The sequence below is a fragment of the Sedimenticola thiotaurini genome, from assembly GCF_001007875.1.
Classification (GTDB): domain Bacteria; phylum Pseudomonadota; class Gammaproteobacteria; order Chromatiales; family Chromatiaceae; genus Sedimenticola; species Sedimenticola thiotaurini.
The window spans coordinates 614,399-636,824 of sequence record NZ_CP011412.1; the positions used below are offsets into that span (position 1 = coordinate 614,399).

Consider the following 22,426-nt stretch of genomic DNA (forward strand, 5'->3'; position numbering starts at 1 on the left):
GGCAAGGTCGTCAGATCGATCCAGTTGAATCATCGGATCACTCCTGCAGCCGTTTTAGGAATTCGATCCAGTAAGGATTGACCGTGTCCGCATGGCTTATCGGGGCCATGTGACCACCCTGGAGCCAGTGTGTCTCCACCTGTGGCAGATGCTGTTCAAGGACCTCCGCGACCCGGCGGCTGGGTAGGGGACTCTCCGGGCTGCGTAACAGGCAAACCGGCATAGTGAGGTTGCGATACTGGGCTGCCCGGAGGTGCTCTCCCAGTATGGCATTGAAATCGAGCTGAACCTTGGGGAAATGGTGATTTAACAGGCGCTGTCGTTCCGCTGGGAGTCTGTCGTAGGTGCCGGGAGCACTCCAGAAATCGATAAACAGGGCAGTGGCTTCGGCAATTGCATCGGCCGCCAGCAGTTCACTCAGGCGGGAGTAGACCTGCTGAACAATCTGGTAGGCCTGCTCATCCCTCTCCAGCAGATGAAAGGCGACCGGCTCGTACAGGCCGAGGGAGAGGATACGATCGGGTTGGGCATGGGCCAGGCGCAGGGCCGTGGCGCCTCCATAGGAGTGTCCGATCAGGTGAAACGGCGCTTCCCCGAGCCGCTGCCCGGTTATATGGGCTATGCGCCCGGCTTCCTGTGCCAGGTTGAATTGTGCGGGTTCGTCGGGGTATTCGCCGGCGCCATAGCCGTATAGATCGATAGCCAGAACCCGGTATTCGGACTGCAACCGTTCGCTCAGTTTGCGCCACTGGGTGCGGTTGCTCAGGGAGCTGTGCAGCAGGACCAGAGGTGTACCGGCTCCCCGGTCATCAATTACCTGTTCAAGATACATGGACTCTCCCGTGGTTTGTCGCCGCACGATTATTGGTTAGCAGGCAGGTGGATGCAACCTGTGTCAGCGAGCGGTCCGTGAGAAAACTCGCCGCTGCGCGGATCAGACTATTTCACGCCGTTACTGGGGAGCAGTGCAGAGCACTCCACAGTGGTGGAGTGAGGGGCTTGGTTACTGTTACCGGCAAAAGTAATCCGGCCCAGGGGGCGGGTGGCCGGTTAAAGGATAGGCCATGCTGAATAGAGGGTTGGGGCATGGCCGGTAGCTGTTTTTCTGCGTGCTACAGTTTGACACAGGTAACCTGTCGCTATTCTCAACCGAGTCTGCGGGTCCAGCCAGAGGAGTCAGCTGTTGTGATAATCCCATTCGATGCCAGCACTGCCTTGGATAGCAACACCATTCAGCAGGCCCCCGATCTGCTCAAGGAGCGCATCAGCCCCCTCTATTGCGTAGACGAAGCGCGTCTGCTTGAGACGCTCATTCCGCTGGCCCGCCCAGTCGATGATCTGCTGGAGAAGATCACCCGGGAGAGTGCTGGTCTGATCCAGGCTGTGCGGGAGCGGGATGATGCCATCCACATGATCGACGCCCTGCTGCTGGAGTACAGCCTGGATACCCGGGAAGGGGTGCTGCTGATGTGCCTGGCAGAAGCGCTGATGCGTATCCCCGACAGTGCCACCGCGGATGCCCTGATCAGGGACAAGCTGACCGTAGCCGACTGGAAACAGCATCTGCAGCGCAGCCAATCCCTGCTGGTCAATGCCTCCACCTGGGGGCTGCTGCTGACCGGTAAGGTGATTACCCTGGATGCCGGTATGGATGATGAACCGGCCACCATTATCAACCGGCTGGTGAACCGTCTGAGCGAGCCGGTGGTGCGGCAGGCGATGCACCAGGCGATGAAAATCATGGGACGGCAGTTTGTGCTGGGCCGCACCATTGCCGAGGCACTGGTCAACAGTCGCCGGTTGCGGGAGGCGGGTTACAGCTACTCCTTCGATATGCTGGGGGAGGCCGCCATTACGGGCCAGGATGCCGACCACTATTTCGACGCATACAGCCAGGCGATCCGCGTCATTGGCAGTGAGAAACCCCGGTCAGATCCGGCCGGTCGTTCCAGTATCTCCATCAAGTTGTCGGCCCTGCATCCCCGCTATGAACAGGCCCAGAAACAGCGGGTGATGGGGGAGTTGGGTGAACGGATGCGGCGTCTGATCCAACTGGCCCGGGAGCTGGATGTGGGTATCACTATCGATGCGGAAGAGGCGGATCGGCTGGAGCTGTCCCTGGATCTGTTCGAGCAGCTCTACCGGGACCGGGTCAGCCGGGGCTGGGGCAACATCGGCCTGGTGGTGCAGGCCTATCAGAAGCGGGCGTTGCCGGTGCTCTGCTGGCTGGCGGCGCTGGCCAACAGCCAGGGGGATCGGATACCGCTGCGCCTGGTCAAGGGGGCTTACTGGGACAGCGAGATCAAGCATGCACAGCAACTGGGTCTGCCGGGCTATCCGGTATTCACCCGCAAAGAGGCGACCGATGTCTCCTATCTGGCCTGTGCCCGTTTCCTGCTGAGTGAACCGGTGCGGGGGCTGCTCTATCCCCAGTTCGCCACCCACAATGCCCATACCGTGGCCAGCGTCGCCAGCATGGCCTCCCATGATGAGTTTGAGTTCCAGCGCCTGCACGGTATGGGGGATGCGCTCTATGCAACTGTCAGGGAGCGTTACAGTAACCGGGTACGTATCTACGCCCCGGTGGGGAGCCACAAGGATCTGCTGCCCTACCTGGTGCGGCGGTTACTGGAAAACGGCGCCAACTCCTCTTTTGTGCATCGCTTGATTGATCGGGCGACGCCGGTGGATTCCCTGATCGAACATTCGGTCATCCAGTTGTGCCGTAACCAGACCCTGGCCAATGAGCGTATCCCGTTACCAACGGCAATCTATGGGCCGACACGGGGCAATTCCCAGGGACTGAATATCAACGTGGCGGATCAACGGTTGCCATTGCAACAACAGGTCGCCGGTTTTTACAAACAGCGCTGGCAGGCCTGTCCTATCGTCAACGGCAGCGCCATGGAGACCGGCACGGCGCTGCCGGTACGGGCTCCCCAGGATCGGGCCATCCAGGTGGGCAGCCTGTTTGAGGCGGACAGTGAAACGGTCGCGCAGGCGATCCAGGGAGCACAGCAGGCATTCCCCCGCTGGAACGGGACGCCGGTGAAGGAGCGTTCAGCCGCCCTGGAGCGGGCCGCCGATCTGTTGGAAACTCACCGGGCGGAGTTGATTGCTCTCTGCCAGCTGGAGGCCGGCAAAACTCTGCAGGATGCCATCGACGAAGTGCGCGAGGCGGTGGATTTCTGTCGCTATTACGCGGTACAGGCTCGACAACTGTTTGGTACGCCAGTCACTCTGGACGGTCCCACCGGTGAGACCAATGAACTCTATCTGCAGGGACGGGGAGTGTTTGTCTGTATCAGTCCCTGGAATTTTCCCCTGGCCATCTTCACCGGCCAGGTGATGGCGGCCCTGGTGGCCGGCAACTGCGTGCTTGCAAAACCTGCGGAGCAGACCAGCCTGATCGCCGCCCGTGCTGTCACTCTGTTCCACCAGGCCGGAATTCCGGGCGAGGTGCTGCAACTGGTGCCGGGGGAGGGGCGGCGGATCGGGCCTCTGCTCACTGCCCATGCAGGGATTACCGGCGTGGCCTTTACCGGCTCCACTGAAACGGCCTGGCAGATCAACCGTTCCCTGGCGGCGCGCAACGCACCCATCGCCACACTGGTGGCGGAGACCGGTGGGCAGAATGCCATGATCGTGGATAGTACCGCACTGCCGGAGCAGGTGATTCAGGATGTGGTCGCTTCCGCCTTTACCAGTGCCGGACAGCGCTGCTCCGCGCTGCGGGTACTGTTTGTCCAGGAGGATGTGGCCGACCGCATACTGGATCTGCTCAGGGGAGCCATGGCGGAGCTGACGGTGGGCGATCCCTGTCATCTGGAGAGCGATGTGGGGCCGGTTATTGATGAAGCGGCCCGCCGTACGCTGCAGCAACATATCAGCGAGATGCGCCAGCAGGCCAGGCTGATTGCCGAGACGCCCTTGCCCCCGGATGGGGAAGCCGGCTGTTTCGTGGCACCGGTGGCGTTTGAGATCAAGCGTATGGATCAGCTCGACCGCGAGCACTTTGGTCCTGTCCTGCATGTGATCCGCTTCAAGGCTGCCGGGTTGGACGAGGTGATCAGCCAGATCAACCAGGCCGGCTATGGTCTTACCCTGGGCATCCATTCCCGCAATGAAACCACCAGTCGTTATATTGAATCGCGAGTGCGGGTGGGCAATGTCTATATCAACAGAAACCAGATTGGTGCGGTAGTTGGTGTGCAGCCGTTTGGTGGTCTGGGCCTGTCTGGCACCGGACCCAAAGCGGGCGGTCCACACTATCTGCTGCGCTTCGCCACGGAGAGAACCCGCACCATCAACAGCGCAGCGATTGGTGGTAATGCAACGCTGCTGTCCCTGCAAAACAGCGTGATCCGATGATCCGGGGCGCTGCTGCATCTCAATCTGATTGGGCTGTGAAAGTTGTTATTGTGCGGATTACTAACTATAAGAATGTAGAGCGATATAAAAAGAAAACATTTCAGCGCCGGTAACAAGCTGATCAGACAGTCGGCAGAGACCGCTATATACGGGTCGATGCGCGGCTGCAATATAACAAGAAGAGACCTGTGAGGAGTGCATGGAATACTTTATCCAGCAGTTAATCAACGGCGTTACGCTTGGGTCGATTTACGGACTGATCGCCATCGGCTACACCATGGTGTATGGCATTATCGGCATGATCAATTTTGCGCATGGCGATATTTTCATGATCGGTGCGTTTCTTTCCCTGATCACTTTTCTGGTGCTCGGAATTATCGGTATCACCTGGATTCCCCTGGCGCTGCTGATCGTACTGCTGGTCTCCATGCTGATCGCCGCAATATACGGCTGGACGGTGGAACGACTGGCTTACCGGCCGCTGCGGGGGTCATTCCGGCTCGCTCCCCTGATCTCCGCCATCGGGATGTCGATCTTCCTGCAGAACTATGTCCAGCTGCTGCAGGGGGCCCGGGTCCGTCCCGTACCTCCGGTTATCTCCGGCGGATTCACTTTTCTGGAGGGTGGCAGTTTCCCTATTACGGTCAGCTATCTGCAGATCGTGATCGTGTTGTTGACCATTGCACTGATGACAGGGTTTGCGCTGTTGATCGCCCGCACTTCACTGGGGAGGGCGCAGCGGGGCTGTGAACAGGACCGAACCATGTCGGCCCTGCTCGGCATTAATGTGGACCGGACCATCTCGCTGACCTTCGTCATGGGGGCCGCGCTGGCGGCGGTGGCCGGTATGCTGTTCGTGCTTTATTACGGAGTGATCGATTTCTATATCGGTTTTCTGGCCGGCATCAAAGCGTTTACCGCGGCGGTGCTGGGTGGTATCGGATCGTTGCCGGGCGCCATGCTGGGTGGTCTGCTGATTGGCCTGATTGAGACCTACTGGTCTGCCTACTTCAGTATCGAGTACAAGGATGTGGCCGCCTTCGCCATTCTGGTGCTGGTGCTGATCTTCCGGCCCACCGGGCTGTTGGGGAAACCGGAAATCGAGAAGGTGTAGGTATGACGATCGAATCCAGTAACGAACCCCGCGCCATCGATTTTCCCGCGCTGTTGAAGGAGTCGGCTGTCGCCGCGCTGGTGGCCCTGGGCCTGACTGTGGTCATGCTCGGTTTCCGCACGGTGGATACCAGCTCCGGGCTGGGTATCACGACCCGCTGGCCCCTGGTGGCGGTGGCCGTCATGTCGGTATTTTTCGGCCGTTTGCTGTTTGCCTTCCGCCGTGAATGGAAGGCCGCCCGGCAACCGGCAAAACGGGATCTCAAGCGGGAGGAGAGGCGCGCGGCAACCATTGTGAAACGCTTTTCCACCATTGGCGGTCCGCTGTTCATCGCCTTCGCCCTGGTGTTACCCATGCTGCCGTTTGCCGACCGCTACGTGGTGGATATAGCCACCTATGTGTTGATCTATGTGATGTTGGGTTGGGGACTCAATATTGTGGTCGGACTGGCCGGCCTGCTGGATCTGGGTTACGTGGCGTTCTATGCCGTTGGCGCCTACTCCTATGCCCTGTTTGCCCTCTATTTTGATCTCTCATTCTGGGTCTGCCTGCCCCTGGCCGGGCTCTGTGCGGCCGGTTTTGGTGTGCTGCTGGGGTTTCCGGTTCTGCGGCTGCGTGGCGATTACCTGGCCATTGTTACCCTGGGGTTCGGTGAAATTATCCGGGTGATCCTGCTCAACTGGTACACCTTCACCAACGGGCCTGATGGCATCTCCGGTATTCCACGGCCCAGTTTCTTCGGCCTGGAGTTCAAGCGCAGGGCCAGCGAGGGGGCTGAGACTTTTCACCAGTTCTTCGACCTCGATTACTCCTCCATGCACCGGCTGATCTTCCTCTATTATCTGATCCTGGTTCTGGCGCTGATGACCAATTTCTTCACCCTGTGTATCCGCAAAATGCCGGTGGGTCGTGCCTGGGAGGCGCTGCGGGAAGATGAGATAGCGTGCCGATCGCTGGGTATCAATCCCACCAATACCAAGCTGACGGCGTTTGCCCTGGGTGCCATGTTTGCCGGCTTTGCCGGCTCCTTCTTCGCCACCCGGCAGGCCTTTATCAGTCCCGAGAGTTTTACTTTTATCGAATCGGCAGTGATCCTTGCCATCGTGGTGCTGGGTGGAATGGGTTCCCAGGTGGGCGTGGCGATCGCGGCAGTTTTGCTGATCGGCGGCACCGAGTTGTTCCGGGAGTTGGAGGAGTATCGCATGCTCGCCTTCGGTGGTCTGATGGTTGCCATCATGGTGTGGAAACCACGCGGACTGCTGGCTCATCGTGAACCCACCATCAAACTCCATCCGGATGGTGAGCCGCCGCCTGAAGAGAGTCCGCCAGCAGCTGCGGGGGAGCGGGCATGAGCAGTAGCGTATCCTCCCTGTCACCTGAACTGGTCATACCCAGTGGCGTTGCACCGCTGTTGACCATTGAGCACCTGACCATGCGGTTTGGTGGCCTGACCGCCATTGATGATGTCTCCTTCGCCGCGGGCGAGGGGGAGATTACCGCGATTATCGGACCGAATGGGGCCGGTAAAACCACTCTGTTCAACTGTATCACCGGCTTCTATACACCCACTGTCGGCCGGTTGACCCTGCGGGCCCGGGGGGAAACCTTTCTGCTGGAACGGATGGATGGGTTTCGCATCGCCCAGAAGGCCCACGTTGCCCGGACCTTCCAGAATATTCGTCTCTTCTCGGAGATGTCGGTGCTGGAGAATCTGGTCGTTGCCCAACATAACGAATTGATGAAGGCATCCGGTTATACAGTAACCGGCCTGTTCGGTTTTCGCGGCTATCGGAAAAAGGAGCAGGAGGCGGCCGATCTGGCGCGCTACTGGCTGGACCGGGTGGGACTGACCCGGCTGGCCGATATCAATGCGGGCAATCTCCCCTATGGCGCCCAGCGACGACTGGAGATTGCCCGGGCCATGTGCATCAAGCCGACCCTGCTCTGTCTGGATGAGCCGGCCGCGGGGCTGAATCCGAAGGAGTCAGGGGAACTCAACGCCTTGCTGAACTACATCAAGGATGAACACCGGATCGGGCTGCTGTTGATTGAACACGATATGAGCGTGGTGATGGAGATTTCGGATCACGTGATCGTGCTCGATTACGGCAGCAAGATATCCGATGGTACCCCGCTCTATGTGCGCTCCGATCCCAATGTCATTCGGGCCTATCTGGGTGAGGATGAGACAGAGGCATTGCCTCCTGAGGTAGAAGCGGACCTCAGAAAGGATCTTGATCCGCAAAACAGGGAGGGTGCCTGATATGTTGAACATTACCGGCGTACACACCTTCTACGGCAGTATCGAAGCGTTAAGAGGAGTCGATCTCACGGTCAATGCGGGGGAGATTGTCACCCTGATCGGAGCGAATGGGGCGGGTAAAAGCACCCTGTTGATGACCACCTGCGGTATACCACGCGCGGCCCGGGGCAGCATCCGCTATCTGGATCGGGATATCACCCGCTTGAGTACCCACGAGATCATGCACCTGGGGCTGGCCCAGGTACCGGAGGGCCGGCGTATCTTCCCCCGGATGACGGTGTTGGAGAACCTGTTAATGGGGGCGATTGTCTCTGACGAGGCCTATCTGGAAGAGGACCTGGAGCGTGTCACGACCCTGTTCCCGATCTTGAAAAAACGCACCCACCAGCGCGGCGGTACGCTCTCCGGTGGCGAACAGCAGATGCTCGCCATTGCCCGGGCCATGATGAGTCGGCCTAAACTGCTGCTGCTGGATGAACCCTCACTGGGACTCGCTCCACTGGTGGTAAGGCAGATATTTGAAGTGATCGAGGAGATCAACAGGGAAGATGATGTGACGGTACTGCTGGTGGAACAGAACGCCTACCATGCACTGAAACTGGCGCACCGTGGTTATGTCATGGTGAACGGCGAGATCACCCTGTCGGGGGAGAGCAGGGAACTGCTGGAACGCCCCGAGGTGCGGGCCGCCTATCTGGAGGGTGGACATTGAGCATACCTGTTTTTATCGGTATTACCCTGCTGCTGTTTGGTAGTGCGGGCTACATGACGGGACAGGCGATCGCCCTCACCTGGCGTCCCTGGTACCAGATGATTCCCTATTCGCTGCTGCTCGGGGCGAGTGACCGTTTTCTGATTTACGCACTGTTTGACGGTGAGTTGTTGTCACCGACAGGTTACCTGATTGATACAGCGGTTATCACCGTGATCGGTTTACTGGGTTTCAGAATCACCCGGGTAAACCGCATGATCAGTCAATATCCCTGGCTCTATCAACGATCCGGCTTGTTGAGCTGGAAAGGTATTAAGGAGTGATACGGCAAAACCGCTCTGATGGGTTTTGTCGATAATGCGCGACCTTGAGGTGATGGGGGCGGTTGTGTCCCATGCTTTAAGTGGCAGTTCGGTTTGGCGGGTTGTTTTCATGCTGGACTGGAGTAGCAGGAGTTGAATGACTGATAACCGGGAATGTACCAAAGGAGATTCGATAACATGAAAAAAACATTCAGGCTGTCCATGATGGCAGCGATGACTGCTGCCACTATGAGCTTTGGCTCAGTGGCGCTGGCCGATATTAAGATTGCCACTGCCGGTCCCATGACCGGCCAATACGCAAGTTTTGGCGCCCAGATGCGGGCGGGTGCTGAACAGGCGGTTGAAGATATCAATGCGGCCGGTGGTGTGCTGGGGCAGAAGCTGGTGCTGGAAGTGGGGGACGACGCCTGCGATCCGAAGCAGGCCGTGGCCGTTGCCAACCAGATGATCAACAAGGGCGTGGTATTCATGGCCGGACACTTCTGCTCCGGCTCATCCATACCGGCATCTTCGGTGTATGAAGAGGAGGGGATTTTGATGATCTCTCCAGCCTCAACCAACCCGAAGCTCACCGAGGAGGGGGGCGAGACGGTATTCCGGGTGTGTGGTCGGGATGACCAGCAGGGCGCCGTGGCAGGCAAGTTCCTGAAAGAAAATTATTCTGACAAGAATATTGCCTTTATCCATGACAAGACCGCCTACGGTAAGGGACTTGCGGATGCCACCCTGGCTGAGTACGAAAAGCTGGGCGGTAAGGCCGCCATGTACGAGGCGATCACCGCCGGTGAGAAGGACTACACCGCGCTGGTCTCGAAAATGAAACAGGCCAATATCGGGGTGATGTATCTGGGTGGTTACCACACCGAAGGTGGTCTGATTGTGCGGCAGATGCGTGAGCAGGGCATGGATACCGTATTGGTCTCCGGTGATGCGCTGGTCACCAACGAGTACTGGTCCATTACCGGGCCGGCGGGCGAGGGCACCCTGATGACCTTCAGCCCTGATCCCCGCAAGAACCCGGTTGCTGCACCCCTGGTGGAGAAGTTCCGCAGCAAGGGCATTGAGCCGGAAGGTTACGTGCTTTACACCTACGGTGCGGTACAGGCCTGGGCGCAGGCGGCTACCCGGGCAGCTTCAACTGACGCCTACAAGGTGAGCAATGCGCTGCATGCCGGCGAGTTTGATACCGTTCTGGGTAAGTTCGGTTTTGATGCCAAGGGTGATGTGACCGCACCCGGTTATGTACTCTACAAGTGGGTGAACGGTACTTACGACTATTTGTAAGTTTTTTTAAACTGTTGAAAAGAAGCCCGGCTTAGGCCGGGCTTTTTGGTTTCGCACACTTCCAACCGGCCCGTTCAGGGATCCAGTTCCGTCAGCAGGTGTCGGCTGCGCCAGACATCCAGCAGTGTATAGCCAAGATTGGTGCCGAGAATAATGGCCATTCCCAGCAGCAGAGTCGGGGTGAACTGCTCGTTCAGAATCAGGACCGCCAGACTGAAACCGAAAATCGGTTCCAGATAGGAGAGTACCGGTGCCAGGGTGGTACGCACACTGCCGAACCCCTTGAAGTAGATGAGTCCGCCCAGTGCGGTGGCGATAAAGCCCATGCCGAAGGCGTTGTACAGGTTGTTGCTGTTCAGTTCGATCGGCAACAGGAACAGTGCAGGTAACATGATCAGTGATCCAATAAATGCACTGGAAACGATCATCTGTTCCGTCTTGATACCCTTTTCCCGGATCACCCGCACCAGCACCATGCTGAAAGAGAATGCCATGCTCGCTGTGACTGCGGCGGCCAGTCCTAACACCGAGGCGGTGGAGCCGAAATCGGGCAGCTGGGTGGTACCCAGAATAATGGTGAGCAGGCCGAGCAGATTCAGCATCACGGAGATGTAGTAGGCACGACTGAACCGGGTCGGCTTCAGGTCATGAAACAGGTAGTGACAGACCAGTTTCTCGGTGAGCGGAAACCAGATGGCGGCGGTGTAGAGGAGTATCACGCTCAAGCCCACTGACAGCAGCACTGCACCCAGGGTGTAGAGGGCGACCACCAGCGCCATGGAGATGCCTACAAGTATCCAGAGCCCGGTGTGATTCCTGGCAAAATCGATGGTTTGGCCGATCTTGTTCCGGGTGGTTCGGGGGAACAACGGATAGGCGATCAATCCAATCAGCGGAAAACTGAGGGTACAGAAGAAGAAGCGTAGAAACACGATATTGGCCGGGTGGGTCTGTACGATCTGGTTGGCAAATACGCCCATGGAACCCATCATCAGGCAGCCCAGCACCAGGGTGCCGATGGGTTGGATCTCGGAGTTACGAAAGAGGCTGAGCACCAAGGAGTGTCCCGGCAGGACAGTTTTATCAACTGTGTGGTTAAAAGGAGATTATAGAAGGAAGCCGGCTTGAAACAAGCGTTATAGGGGGCTTAAATCACAGGCCCGGTTAATTGCCACAATGGCATGATTCCCTGGGGAGGGAATGCCCGGCAGTGCACTGTTCACCGCGCACTGCACAGAGCACTTCCCCAGTATAGATCAGGGGCCGTTTTGTAGCCGGGATGCTGCTCTGAGCAGCCCTGATCAGCTTATCCTCCCAGGTAGGCTTTCCGTACCGCCTCGTTTGAGAGCAGCTTGTCAGCCTTGTCACTGAGAGTGATCTGACCATTCTCGATCACGTAGCCCCGGTCGGCAATGTGCAGTGCCTGGTTAGCATTCTGCTCCACCAGGAAGATAGTGGTGTTGTGTTCGTCGTTGATTTTTTTGATGATTTCAAAAATCTGCCGAATGATCAGTGGCGCTAATCCCATGGAGGGTTCATCCAGCAGCAACAGATCGGGGCGTGCCATCAGGGCCCGGGACATGGCCAGCATCTGCTGTTCTCCACCACTCAGGTTACCTCCCGGCTGATGGCGGCGCTCATCCAGGATCGGGAACAGGGAAAAAACGTAATCCAGGTCTTTTTGAATACCCCGTTTGTCGGAGCGGAGAAAGGCGCCCATGTCCAGGTTCTCCTGCACGGTGAGCTGGGGAAAAATATGCCGGCCTTCCGGAACCTGGCAGATGCCCATGGCGACAATCTTGTCCGGTGCCACGTTATGGATCGCCTCACCCTTGTATAGCACTTCACCGCTACGGGGGGGGACAATGCCGGAGATGGACATCAGGGTGGTACTTTTGCCGGCGCCGTTGGCACCGATCAGGGTAATGATCTCCCCTTCGTTGACCTCCAGGTTTATCCCTTTGAGTGCGTGGATATTGCCGTAATAGGTATCAACATTGCGCAGCTCAAGCATCGAGATCCTCCCCAAGGTAAGCCTTGATTACGACCGGATTGGACTGGATCTCTTCAGGGGTTCCCTGGGCGATTTTCTTACCATAGTCCATCACATAAATTCGGTTGGAAAGCGTCATTACCAGTTTCATGTCATGTTCAATCAGCAGGATGGAGTAGCCCTGGTCCCGGATCCGCAGGATCAGCTGTACCAGCTCCTGGGTCTCCTGCGGGTTCATACCGGCCGCCGGTTCATCCAGCAGCAGCAGTGACGGGTCAGTGGCCAGTGCCCGGGCGATCTCCAGACGGCGCTGGGCGCCATAGGAGAGATTGCGGGCGAAGTTGTCCACTTCATCAGCCAGGCCGACCAGTTCCAGGATCTCGTAGCTTCGCTCCACGATTTCCTGCTCCTCCTTTCTGTTGGAAGGGGTGCGCAGGATGGCGCCAAGTATAAAGGAGTGGGTCCGGCAGTGACGTCCGATCATGACATTTTCCAGCACCGTCATATTCTGAAACAGACGGATGTTCTGGAAGGTTCTGGCCATCCCCTTTTCGGTAACCTTGTTCGGCTTCAGTCCGTTGAGACGGCTGGTGGTGCCTTGCAGGGTGTGGAGAATCACATCTCCCTCAGTCGGGTTGTAGATGCCGGTGACGCAGTTGAAAAAGGTGGTTTTTCCCGCGCCATTGGGTCCGATCAAGGCGACGATCTCTCCTCGCTTCACCTCCAGGTCGAGCTGTTTAAGCGCCTGGATACCTCCGAAGTGCATGGAGAGACCACTGACTTTCAAGATGGTGTCATTCATTGGGTATTGCCCGCATCTTGCTTTTTAAACTTGTAGGTTCGTCTTACCGTGGAGATGATGCCCTGGGGTCTGAACACCATCATAATCACCAGAATGGCGCCAAAGGCCAGCATCCGGTAATCGGACAGTGCCCGCAGATACTCAGGAAGCAGGATCAGTACCAGTGCACCGACAATGACACCCAGGATCGAGCCCATACCACCCAGGACCACGATGGAGAGGATGATGGCAGACTCAAGGAAGGTGAAGCTGGCCGGATTGATGAAGGTGGTTTTGGCGGCAAAGATCACCCCCATCATGCCCGCCCAGGTGGCACCCAGGGCAAAGGCGGTCAACTTGGTTTTGGTCTTGTCGATGCCCATGGCCTGGCAGGCTATCTCGTCCTCGCGCAGGGCGATCCAGGCGCGTCCCAGGCGGGAGTCCTGGAGGCGGTTGACCACGAAGATGGTGATGATGACCAGCGCCACCATGATGTAGTAGATGTAGAGAATGGCCGATTCAAGGGACAGTTCAATACCAAACAGTCCCGGACGGGGAATATTGGAGATGCCGCTGGGTCCCTGCGAAAAGTCGTTCCAGTTCTCCAGTACCAGGCGAATGATTTCACCAAAGCCCAGGGTCACAATGGCCAGGTAATCACCCCGCAACCGTAACACCGGAAAACCGAGCATGATACCGAAACTGGCGGCGAGCAGGGCGCCAATGGGCAGAGCCATCCAGAACCCGATGCCGAAATGGGCATTCAACAGGGCGTAGCTGTAAGCGCCCACGGCGTAGAAGGCGACAAATCCCAGATCCAGCAGACCGGCCATACCCACTACGATATTCAGACCCAGTCCCAGCACCACGTACATCAGTGCAGTGGTCATGATATTGGTCTGGTAGGTATCGAACAGGTAGGGGAATACCAGGGCGAACAGGGTAAGCGCACCGGCCAGGGGATAGAGGTAGTTGGGGTTGCGCAGAATAATCTGGATCAGTGGCTCGTTGGGTGTGGCATCCGGGTCCAGTGCGGTACGCCTGGCAAGGCGTCTGGTTTTCTGCTGATTGACCACCCGGATCAGAATCGAGAGCACGAAGCTGCCAATGGCGACGTAGAACATGTTTTCCCATCGCCAGATGATAGTTTTCTCGATCGGATTAGCCTTGATGACCATGATCGGAAAGGTCAGGAATACAAACCAGAGCGATACCAGAAACGAACGTTTCAGTTCTTCAAATGAGATCATTTTCGCCCCTATACTTTCTGAATCTCGGCCTTACCCAGCAGGCCGGAAGGTTTGAAGATCAAGATCAGAACCAGCAATGAGAAGGCGAACACATCCTCATAGTCACTGGAGACATAACCGGTGGCGAAACTTTCGGTTAGTCCGAGAATGACCCCACCCAGTACCGCGCCCGGGATCGAACCAATCCCGCCAAGTACCGCAGCGGTGAAGGCCTTGATACCCGCTATAAAGCCGATAAAAAAGTTGATCTGTCCGATATGGGAGGCGATTAACAGGCCGCCGACTGCGGCGAGTGCTGAACCGACGATAAAGGTGGCGGAGATGACCCGGTCGACGTTTATACCCACCAGCATGGCCATTTTACGATCCTGCGAAGTGGCCCGCATCGCCTTGCCGATCCGGGTGAATTTAATCAGCACGGTCAGGCCGATCATCATCACGGTGGTGACCACCAGGATGACCATGTCCGAGGATCCCAGGTACTGGATGTAGGGCTCCATGAAATCAAATTCGGGGATCAACTCGGGAAAGGGCTGGAAATCGGAAGTCTGGGCCAGCAGCACATAGTTCTGCAGGAAAATTGACATACCGATGGCGCTGATCAGTGGCGAGAGCCTGGGTGCGTGGCGCAACGGTTTATAGGCCAGTTTTTCAACCGTGTACCCATAGGCACTGGACCAGACCGCAGCGGCAAGTCCTGCCAGCACAATAATTGCCAGCAGGGGGAAACCGAGAATGGATAGTACGGTGGAGACAATGAAGGCGGTGAAAGCACCGATCATGTATATCTCGCCATGGGCAAAGTTAATCAGCCCGATAATGCCGTATACCATGGTGTAGCCCAACGCGATAAGCGCGTAGATCGCGCCGCGGGTCAGACCACTAAAAAGAAGTTCAATAAAGTATTCCATAAATAATACAGAGGGCCTGGGCTCCGGGATACAGATCCCCGAACCCAGGCCCTATACCCTCTGGCTTACTTAACTTCGACGTATTGCCCGTTCTGCACCTGGTAGACAGCAAAGCCTACACCGACTGCATCACCGTTTTTATCAAAGTGAATCTTGCCAACGGCGGTGGCGACTTCATTGTCCTGAAGGGCCTTGGTAACAGCGGCAAGATCGGTTGAACCGGCTTTCTCAATAGCGTTCAGCAGTGCGACTGCACCGGCGTGTGCGCTATCGTAGAAGGCGCCGGGATCTTCACCATAAGCCTTCTTGTGCGCTTCGATGGCCGCGGTGTAGAGGGGGTTGGTGGAGTTGTCTTTGGCGCCGGTTGCGTAGACACCTTCGGCATTCTTGCCAGCCACCTTGATGAAGGTGTCGTCTTTCACACCATCACCCGAAATAAAGTCAATCTTGATCCGTTTCTTACGCATCTGGGTGACGATTTTCGAGGCTTCCGGATGATAACCACCATAGATCACACCGTCGGCACCGGAGCGCTTGATCTTCTGTACAACAGCGGAGTAGTCCACCGCACCGGGGGTGACACCTTCAAACAGCACAACCTCTGCCTTGCCGGATTTCTCGATAAACTGCTTGGCGAATTCCGCCAGGCCTTTACCGTAGTCACCCTTGTCATGTACAACAGCAATCTTCTTCAGGTTGCGGATGTCAAGGGCAAAATCCACCTGGGTTCTGGCCTGAGCGTCATCGGAAGCGATAGTACGAAAAAAGTTCGGATAATCGCCGCTCTGGGTCAGTTCCGGATTGGTTGCGGAAGGGGACATGACAGCGACGCCGGCATTCTTATAAATGGGCAACGCCGCCTTGGTGGCACCTGAGCAGATGTGGCCGAGTACCACATCCACACCGCTGGAAACCAGTTTGGTGGCGGTGTTGGTTGCCACCTCGGGTTTGCACACATCATCTTCTACCAGCAGCTCGACCTTCTTGCCATTGATACCACCCCGGGCGTTGATATCAGCAACCACCAGCTTGGCGGCATTCACGGTCGGCAGACCGTAAGAGGCAAGATCGCCACTATGGGCGCCTGCAACGCCCAGTTTGATCGTATCATCCGCAGCGGACGCCACAGTCGGTATGGCTAGAGCCAACCCCACAGTGGCGGCGAGTAACTTCTTTACAATGATCGATTTCATATCGGTGTATCCCTGGTCAGTAATTGTCAGTAGATTTTGCGGTGAAATGACCCACGCACAAATAAATAATACTACTGTTAGATGGTGAGAAATGAAACCATTAATGGCTATAAATGGCCCGCTTCCATCGATTTTATCGGGGCAGGCGGCCGGTTTGCGCCTCCCTGTAATCGGTAGAATCTTCAGGGCCGCTGAGTGATGCCGAGAGTCCCGGAGAAACCGGGTGACGGTGGGGTTGATGTTTGGTTGCGGTCTGGCCTTGAATCAGTCGGCCTGGGGAGGCCCGGATGCCGACAGAAGGCGTCCGGATCTCCCCAGAGTTGCTAGCGCAGGTTGCGGCGCAGGCGCCGCTTTTTTTTCCCTTTGGCCGCTTTGGTCGCCTGTTTGGCCCGTTTTTCGGCCGACTGGATCAACAGTTCCTGACAGCCGACAGCTTCCGCTTCGCTGGTGGGTTGGCGCTGTATAAAGCTGCCGTCCGACTGCATTTCCCAGGCACTGCGCTGGTCATTGAGCTGCGTGTTGAGGATGAACCGAAGCTCTTCGCACAGTTTTTTATCGCTGACCGGGGTGACCACCTCGACCCGGGACTCCAGGTTGCGCTTCATGGCGTCGGCTGAGCCGATAAAGTACTCCTCTTCGCCACCATTCTGGAAATAGTAGATTCGGGTGTGTTCCAGGAAGCGGCCCACTATACCGATAACCCGGGCAGTCTCGCTCAGGCCCGGAATGCCGGGGCGGAAACGGCAGGTGTCCCGTACGATCAGGTCGATCCGCACACCATCCCGGGCGGCCTCGTAGAGGGCCCGGGTGATGTCCGCATCCTCCAGGGCGTTCATTTTGAACTGGATCAGTCCGGGTGTTTCAGGGCTGTGCAACTTGCGCTCCCGCTTGATCTTGGACAGCAGGGCGTTCTTCAGCATTTTGGGGGAGGGCAGCAGTTTCCGATAACTGCGCTCCTGGGTATAGCCGGTGGTCAGATAGTTGAACAGTTCCGTGGCGTCCCGTCCCAGGTCTTCATCATTGGTCAGAATCCCGAGGTCGGAATAGAGCCGGGCCGTGCCGGCGTGATAATTACCGGTGCCGATATGCAGATAGCGTTTAATGCCGCTGTAGTCGTTACGAACCACCAGGATGATCTTTGAGTGGGTCTTGAGTCCCACCACGCCGTAGGTGACGTGGATGCCGGCCTCTTCCATGCGGTTGGCCCAGCGGATGTTGGCCGCTTCGTCAAAGCGCGCCTTTAATTCCACCACCACCGCCACCTGCTTGCCATTCCGTGCCGCGCTGATCAGGTAGTCAACCACCTTGGTGTCGCTGGACGTGCGATAGAGGGTCATCTTGATGGCCCGTACCTTTGGGTCGGTGCTGGCCTCTTTCAGAAAGCGCTCCACCGAGGTGCCGAATGATTCGTAGGGGTGTTGCAGCAGCAAGGGTCCCCGTTCCCGGATGATATGGAAAATACTGCGGGTATCCACCAGCTCCGGATGATCAATCGGCTTGTGGGGTGGATCGCGCAGTTCCGGTACATCCAGGGAGGCGAGTTCAAACAGATCCCGCATGGCGGGCATGCTGATCACCTCGTAAACGTCGCTCTCTTCATCCAGGAACAGCTCGGCAGCCAGCATGCCCCGGTGGACCGGTTTCATATCTTTCTGCACCTGCAATCGCACGATCGGTGCGAAACGACGCTCCCGCAGTTCAGACTCGATCAGTGAAAGCAGATCGTCGGCGTGCTCTTCGCTGCGCTCGGTGTTGGCATTGCGGGTGACCCGGAACACTTCACAGGAGAGCACCTCCATTTCCGGTAGCAGCATGTCCAGGTTGTTGGCGATGACATATTCCAGGGGCACATAGTGCCGACGGTCCGTGAGTTTAAGGAAGCGTGGTATACCGGCGCCCACCGGCACTTTTATGCGGGTCAGGGAGGTTTTGTCGGATGCCCCGGGGTAGCGTACCAGCACCAGCAGGTTCAGGGAGAGATTGGAGATGAACGGGAACGGATGGGCCGGGTCGATCGACTGGGGGGTGACCAGTGGATAGATGTTTTCGTAATAGTATTCGCGCAGGTAGTTTTTATCTGCCCGGTCCAGTTCATCGTAGCTGAGAATGGCAATATCGTGTTCCCTGAGCTTCTCAGTGATCTGCAGGTAGTTTTCCCGCATCTGGCTCTCAATTTCCCGTACCACCTGACTGGTTTCATCGATCTGTTGCTGGGGAGTCCGGCCATCCACGGTCAATGTGGCGACGCCGGCGCCCACCTGCTGTTTCAGACCGCCCAGGCGCTTCATGAAGAACTCATCCATATTGGCGCTGACGATGGCGATGAACTTGAGCCGCTCCAGAAGCGGTGTCCGTTCATCGGCTGCTTCATGCAGTACCCGCTTGTTGAACTCCAGCCAGGTCAATTCCCTGTTAAGGTAATACTCACTGGCGTCCAGGTTCAGACTGCTCTCATCCACTGCCCCGGATGTCTCTTCCTGAGCTGCCGGTTGAGTTGAGTCTGTTGCTTTGATTTCCATTTTATCTGCGCTATTCGACATTGTGTTTTCCATGGCTGGGAACGGTCAGTTGCTGACAATCGGGCAATTAAATACGAGGTTGTTCGAATCTCTCCCCGGCAATTCTCACTGCTGCCCGGTAGTCAGGATATTCGAGCCCGGGTTTAACGGACATTGACCGTTAATGGCTCTGTCATGTGATCCCGCTTTACCGGTCCGGGTGGAGTTACCGGACAGTCAAAAGTAGTGTCGCAATGTTTCAAGGGAGAGTCGATAGTGATATTCGATCTGCTCTAAAGTATAACGCTGTTCGGCTGCAACAGGACAGCCCAGTCGTGCCAGGCAACGATTGGCGCAGTTTGAGCGGGGTGTCAGGCGGTGCCGGGCACATCGATTCATGTCGATAACCGAATCGGCCGCCAGTGCCCCTGCGGGACAGAGGGAGATGCAGGGTTTTTCCCTGCAGCTGGAGCAGGGCGAGGCGGGAGCTGGCTGAACGATCTCCGGTAGCGGAGCGTCCGTCAGCAGGGCGGCACGATAGGCAAACCAGAGCCCCCACTGCGGATTGATACCGATACCCAGTGGTGAGGGTGTATGCCAGCCGGTGATGCTCCCCAACTGTTGCAGGGGTACCGGGCTGTCACCAGGGTAGATGATCTGATAGCTGTACCCCGCCGCTACCCGCCGGGCAAACTGCTCGGCGGCGTCGTAGCTGTATTGGTCGATAGGGTCAGTCTGCTGCCACCGGCTGTCGGGTATGGATTCCCAGAGTGCTCGCCCCCCATTTCCGATCAGGATCACCCGTTTCGGCCTGGATTCTGCTTTATAAGACGCTGCCAGGTTGTCCGCCATCGCGTTGGGCAGGCACTCCATATCCAGAATGGCAACAAGGTTTAGACCGGCATGCCTGAGCTGATCAATTGCCGGTTTGAGGTTGGGTGACAGAGTCCGGTCCACGCGATGCTCTCCTGTGTGCGCTGAAATGTCATAGCCGGGGAATCCCGGACCGGGATTATACCGCCAGGATGCAGAATGGAGTGGTGCGATTGCAGGCCTGTTACCCGGGAACTGTGCCCTGTGGGCCTGGGTAATAGGCAGTATTAGGGGGCAAAAAAAAGCCTGACGGGGGAAGTCAGGCTAAATCTACCGTTATAAAACCACCAAAGGAGGATGGAGGAATTAGAAGGAACAACAGGACCCGACACTACTACGATACTGCCTTTGGCCAGGCCCTGTTGACCTTTGCGCCTATTGAAGCACACGGTTGGACTATGCCACATTGATAATCTTCAATCAAGTAAATAATTATATAATTATTTACTATTTCTCCATTCAGGTTACCTTACCCAACAGTTACCGGGGGAATGGAGTAGGTCCCGGTAGCGTGGGCCACCAGTTCGCCGCCGTTGTCGGTGGCGATGGAGACCTCCATAATTGCCAGCCGTTTACCGAGTTTGATGATCTTGCCTTCCGCCAGCAGATCGGTCTCCGCCGGTTTGCGTAAAAAGTTGATATTGAAGTTAGTGGTAACGGCCAGTTTGACCGGACCGATCAGGCCCAGCACCACGGCATACATGCAGGCGTCGGCCAACATCATCATGTGGGGGCCGGAGATGGTCCCGCCTGGCCGGGTACTGCTGTGGTGATAGGGCAGGCGCATGGTACCCAGGCCCGACTCGATGTGCTCCAGTCGCATACCAAGATCGCTGGCCCAGGACATTTCACTTTCCAGTATCTTATTGAAATCCTCGCAGGTTATTTTTGGCATAGTATCTCCTGTCAATTGAGGCATCGGGTGGGGTGCCATGGAGGGCATGGCGTGGAGATGGCACGGGCGGCAGTGCCCGCCCGTGCCGGATCGGGTGATCAGAACTCGCTTTCGTCAAACGCCATCATCAGCCCGGCGCCGGAACGAATGCCGCTATTCAAACCCTGGATCTGGGGTAGCAGACGCCCCATGAAGAAACGGGCGGTATTGAGTTTGGTGCGGTAGAAACCACTGCTGTCGCTCTCCACCTTCTCCAGTGCCACTGCTGCCATGCGGGCCCACAACCAGGCAAAGGTGGTAAGGGCGAATATGCGCAGATAGTCGGTGGCGGCGGCACCCAGCTCATCCGGGTTCTGTTCACTCTCGGCGATCAGCCAGCTGGTCAGATCCTGCAACAGGGCGTTGGCATCCCGTAACGGATTGATAAATTCAGCCAGGGACGGGTTGTCTCCATTTTCGGCGATGTAGTTATCCAGCATGCTGAAGAACCGTTTCGGCAGCCTGCCATCATTGATGTACAGTTTGCGGCGCACCAGGTCGAGAGCCTGAATGCCATTGGTCCCCTCGTAGATCTGGGCGATACGGGCGTCCCGGACGAACTGTTCCATGCCCCACTCCTGGATGTAACCGTGGCCCCCGTAGACCTGCTGGCACAGGGTGGTGGTTTCATAGCCGTAATCGGAGAAGAAGGCCTTGATAATGGGAGTTATCAGGGCGACATAGTCGTCCGCTTCCTGACGTACCTGCTCGTCCGGGTGCCGGTGTGCCAGGTCGATATTCATTGCGGTCCAGGTGGCCAGCGCACGGGCCCCTTCGTTGTAGGCTCGGGTGGTGAGCAGCATGCGGCGGATATCCGGGTGCACCAGCAGGGGATCAGCCGGCTTGTCCGGGGCCTTGACGCCGGTGGCCGAGCGACTCTGGAGGCGCTCCCGGGCATACTCAACCGCGTTCTGGTAGGCCACTTCACCCAGTCCCAGGCCCTGCATACCAATGGCCAGTCGTTCTGAGTTCATCATGGTGAACATGCAGGCCAGACCCTTGTTCTCCGGGCCCACCAGATAACCGGTTGCGCTGTCGAAGTTCATGACACAGGTGGCGGAACCCTTGATGCCCATCTTGTGCTCGATGGAACCGCAGCTGACGCCGTTCTGTTCCCCCGGCTCGTTGTTGGCGTCGGGTAGCCGTTTCGGCACCAGGAACAGGCTGATGCCACGTACCCCTTCCGGGGCATCCGGCAGGCGTGCCAGTACCAGATGGATAATGTTCTCGGTCAGGTCGTGTTCGCCACCGGTAATGAATATCTTGGTGCCGCTGATGGCGTAACTGCCATCTTCGTTGGGTACCGCACGGGTGCGTACCAACCCCAGGTCGGTTCCGCAGTGCGGTTCGGTCAGACACATGGTGCCGCTCCAGCGACCCTCCACCATCTTGGGCAGATACTGCTGCTTCAGCTCATCGCTGGCATGGTGGTTGAGGGCGCTGATGGCCCCCCGGGTGAGACCGGGATAGAGACTGAAGGAGACGTTGGCGGAACAGAGCATCTCCTCCATCATGAAAGCGACGGTCTCGGGCAGACCCTGGCCACCCAGTTCAGGATCGGCCGCCAGGGATGGCCAGCCCCCCTCAATATAGGTGCTGTAGGCCTCCTTGAACCCCTTGGGGGTGGTGACCTGGCCATCATTGAACTGGCACCCCTCCTGGTCACCACTCTGGTTCAGGGGATGGAGCAGCTCCTCACAGATCTTGCCGCCTTCTTCCAGAATCGCGTCCACCAGGTCCGGGCTCACTTCGTCGAAGCCGGGGAGATTGTGCAGCGTCTCGTCGGCCTCAAGCAGCTCGTGGAATACAAACTGCAGATCACGGATAGGGGCTTTGTAGCTTGGCATGAATCGATTCCTCTTGAATGGAGCCTGGTAGATGGGACGGTCTGCCATCCCAGGCGGCACCTTCGACCGGTGCCGCCAT

The 22,426-nt window shown here is 57.3% G+C and carries 18 protein-coding genes; 7 read left to right on the forward strand and 11 right to left on the reverse strand.

What is annotated here, in order from left to right; translation table 11 throughout:
* Positions 1 to 37 precede the first annotated feature (37 nt).
* On the reverse strand, positions 38 to 832 hold the full coding sequence (locus AAY24_RS02690) for an alpha/beta fold hydrolase (protein WP_052761015.1): 795 nt from the start codon (positions 830 to 832) through the stop codon (positions 38 to 40).
* 353 nt (positions 833 to 1,185) lie between these two features.
* Between AAY24_RS02690 and putA the strand changes: the two genes are divergently transcribed.
* The 7 genes from putA to AAY24_RS02725 all read left to right on the forward strand — a co-directional run bounded on the left by putA (position 1,186) and on the right by AAY24_RS02725 (position 10,067).
* Entirely contained in the window at positions 1,186 to 4,371 is a 3,186-nt protein-coding gene (putA, locus tag AAY24_RS02695) for a bifunctional proline dehydrogenase/L-glutamate gamma-semialdehyde dehydrogenase PutA (protein ID WP_335337205.1), read from the forward strand.
* A 199-nt stretch (positions 4,372 to 4,570) separates the two neighbouring features.
* Positions 4,571 to 5,485: an ABC transporter permease subunit gene (locus AAY24_RS02700; RefSeq protein WP_046858374.1), complete on the forward strand. Its 915-nt coding sequence runs from the start codon at positions 4,571 to 4,573 to the stop codon at positions 5,483 to 5,485.
* Between the two features lie 2 nt (positions 5,486 to 5,487).
* Positions 5,488 to 6,837, forward strand: coding sequence for a high-affinity branched-chain amino acid ABC transporter permease LivM (gene livM / locus AAY24_RS02705; protein WP_046858375.1), 1,350 nt, complete (start codon positions 5,488 to 5,490; stop codon positions 6,835 to 6,837).
* Positions 6,834 to 7,748: an ABC transporter ATP-binding protein gene (locus tag AAY24_RS02710; RefSeq protein ID WP_046858376.1), complete on the forward strand. Its 915-nt coding sequence runs from the start codon at positions 6,834 to 6,836 to the stop codon at positions 7,746 to 7,748. The genes livM and AAY24_RS02710 overlap by 4 nt, the downstream gene beginning before the upstream one ends.
* Before the next feature lies 1 nt (position 7,749).
* The gene (locus AAY24_RS02715; RefSeq protein ID WP_046858377.1) at positions 7,750 to 8,460 is read left to right on the forward strand and encodes an ABC transporter ATP-binding protein; all 711 of its coding nucleotides are present in this window, start codon (positions 7,750 to 7,752) and stop codon (positions 8,458 to 8,460) included.
* On the forward strand, positions 8,457 to 8,783 hold the full coding sequence (locus tag AAY24_RS02720; RefSeq protein WP_046858378.1) for a DUF6867 family protein: 327 nt from the start codon (positions 8,457 to 8,459) through the stop codon (positions 8,781 to 8,783). The genes AAY24_RS02715 and AAY24_RS02720 overlap by 4 nt, the downstream gene beginning before the upstream one ends.
* A gap of 177 nt (positions 8,784 to 8,960) precedes the next feature.
* On the forward strand, positions 8,961 to 10,067 hold the full coding sequence (locus AAY24_RS02725; RefSeq protein ID WP_046858379.1) for a branched-chain amino acid ABC transporter substrate-binding protein: 1,107 nt from the start codon (positions 8,961 to 8,963) through the stop codon (positions 10,065 to 10,067).
* 74 nt (positions 10,068 to 10,141) lie between these two features.
* Here the strand turns inward: AAY24_RS02725 and AAY24_RS02730 are convergent, their stop codons facing one another.
* From AAY24_RS02730 to AAY24_RS02775, 10 genes are all read right to left on the reverse strand, one after another.
* On the reverse strand, positions 10,142 to 11,122 hold the full coding sequence (locus AAY24_RS02730; RefSeq protein WP_199930473.1) for a DMT family transporter: 981 nt from the start codon (positions 11,120 to 11,122) through the stop codon (positions 10,142 to 10,144).
* A gap of 251 nt (positions 11,123 to 11,373) precedes the next feature.
* Positions 11,374 to 12,081 carry an ABC transporter ATP-binding protein gene (locus AAY24_RS02735; RefSeq protein ID WP_046858381.1) on the reverse strand — a complete coding sequence of 236 codons (708 nt, stop codon included), beginning with the start codon at positions 12,079 to 12,081 and terminating at the stop codon, positions 11,374 to 11,376.
* Positions 12,074 to 12,862, reverse strand: coding sequence for an ABC transporter ATP-binding protein (locus AAY24_RS02740; RefSeq protein WP_046858382.1), 789 nt, complete (start codon positions 12,860 to 12,862; stop codon positions 12,074 to 12,076). Before AAY24_RS02740 ends, AAY24_RS02735 begins: the two co-directional genes overlap by 8 nt.
* A complete protein-coding gene (locus tag AAY24_RS02745) occupies positions 12,859 to 14,091 on the reverse strand; it encodes an ABC transporter permease subunit (RefSeq protein ID WP_046858383.1) in 1,233 nt (410 codons plus the stop codon). Before AAY24_RS02745 ends, AAY24_RS02740 begins: the two co-directional genes overlap by 4 nt.
* An 8-nt stretch (positions 14,092 to 14,099) precedes the next feature.
* Entirely contained in the window at positions 14,100 to 15,002 is a 903-nt protein-coding gene (locus AAY24_RS02750; protein WP_046858384.1) for a branched-chain amino acid ABC transporter permease, read from the reverse strand.
* A 65-nt stretch (positions 15,003 to 15,067) separates the two neighbouring features.
* Positions 15,068 to 16,195 carry a branched-chain amino acid ABC transporter substrate-binding protein gene (locus AAY24_RS02755; protein ID WP_046858385.1) on the reverse strand — a complete coding sequence of 376 codons (1,128 nt, stop codon included), beginning with the start codon at positions 16,193 to 16,195 and terminating at the stop codon, positions 15,068 to 15,070.
* Positions 16,196 to 16,518: 323 nt separating this feature from the next.
* A complete protein-coding gene (gene ppk1 / locus AAY24_RS02760; RefSeq protein WP_082117001.1) occupies positions 16,519 to 18,735 on the reverse strand; it encodes a polyphosphate kinase 1 in 2,217 nt (738 codons plus the stop codon).
* Positions 18,736 to 18,930: 195 nt separating this feature from the next.
* Entirely contained in the window at positions 18,931 to 19,650 is a 720-nt protein-coding gene (locus AAY24_RS02765; RefSeq protein WP_052761017.1) for a hypothetical protein, read from the reverse strand.
* A gap of 385 nt (positions 19,651 to 20,035) precedes the next feature.
* Positions 20,036 to 20,461, reverse strand: coding sequence for a PaaI family thioesterase (locus AAY24_RS02770; protein WP_046858386.1), 426 nt, complete (start codon positions 20,459 to 20,461; stop codon positions 20,036 to 20,038).
* A 98-nt stretch (positions 20,462 to 20,559) separates the two neighbouring features.
* Positions 20,560 to 22,347: an acyl-CoA dehydrogenase C-terminal domain-containing protein gene (locus AAY24_RS02775; protein ID WP_046858387.1), complete on the reverse strand. Its 1,788-nt coding sequence runs from the start codon at positions 22,345 to 22,347 to the stop codon at positions 20,560 to 20,562.
* Between the last annotated feature and the right edge of the window lie 79 nt (positions 22,348 to 22,426).

Bases quoted from the DNA above. Each gene is read 5' to 3' on its own strand.
- AAY24_RS02690 (WP_052761015.1), bottom strand. From the start codon at position 832: ATGTATCTTGAACAGGTAATTGATGACCGGGGAGCCGGTACACCTCTG.
- AAY24_RS02700 (WP_046858374.1), top strand. From the start codon at position 4,571: ATGGAATACTTTATCCAGCAGTTAATCAACGGCGTTACGCTTGGGTCG.
- livM (WP_046858375.1), top strand. From the start codon at position 5,488: ATGACGATCGAATCCAGTAACGAACCCCGCGCCATCGATTTTCCCGCG.
- AAY24_RS02710 (WP_046858376.1), top strand. From the start codon at position 6,834: ATGAGCAGTAGCGTATCCTCCCTGTCACCTGAACTGGTCATACCCAGT.
- AAY24_RS02715 (WP_046858377.1), top strand. From the start codon at position 7,750: ATGTTGAACATTACCGGCGTACACACCTTCTACGGCAGTATCGAAGCG.
- AAY24_RS02725 (WP_046858379.1), top strand. From the start codon at position 8,961: ATGAAAAAAACATTCAGGCTGTCCATGATGGCAGCGATGACTGCTGCC.
- AAY24_RS02735 (WP_046858381.1), bottom strand. From the start codon at position 12,081: ATGCTTGAGCTGCGCAATGTTGATACCTATTACGGCAATATCCACGCA.
- AAY24_RS02740 (WP_046858382.1), bottom strand. From the start codon at position 12,862: ATGAATGACACCATCTTGAAAGTCAGTGGTCTCTCCATGCACTTCGGA.
- AAY24_RS02745 (WP_046858383.1), bottom strand. From the start codon at position 14,091: ATGATCTCATTTGAAGAACTGAAACGTTCGTTTCTGGTATCGCTCTGG.
- AAY24_RS02750 (WP_046858384.1), bottom strand. From the start codon at position 15,002: ATGGAATACTTTATTGAACTTCTTTTTAGTGGTCTGACCCGCGGCGCG.
- AAY24_RS02755 (WP_046858385.1), bottom strand. From the start codon at position 16,195: ATGAAATCGATCATTGTAAAGAAGTTACTCGCCGCCACTGTGGGGTTG.
- ppk1 (WP_082117001.1), bottom strand. From the start codon at position 18,735: ATGTCGAATAGCGCAGATAAAATGGAAATCAAAGCAACAGACTCAACT.
- AAY24_RS02770 (WP_046858386.1), bottom strand. From the start codon at position 20,461: ATGCCAAAAATAACCTGCGAGGATTTCAATAAGATACTGGAAAGTGAA.
- AAY24_RS02775 (WP_046858387.1), bottom strand. From the start codon at position 22,347: ATGCCAAGCTACAAAGCCCCTATCCGTGATCTGCAGTTTGTATTCCAC.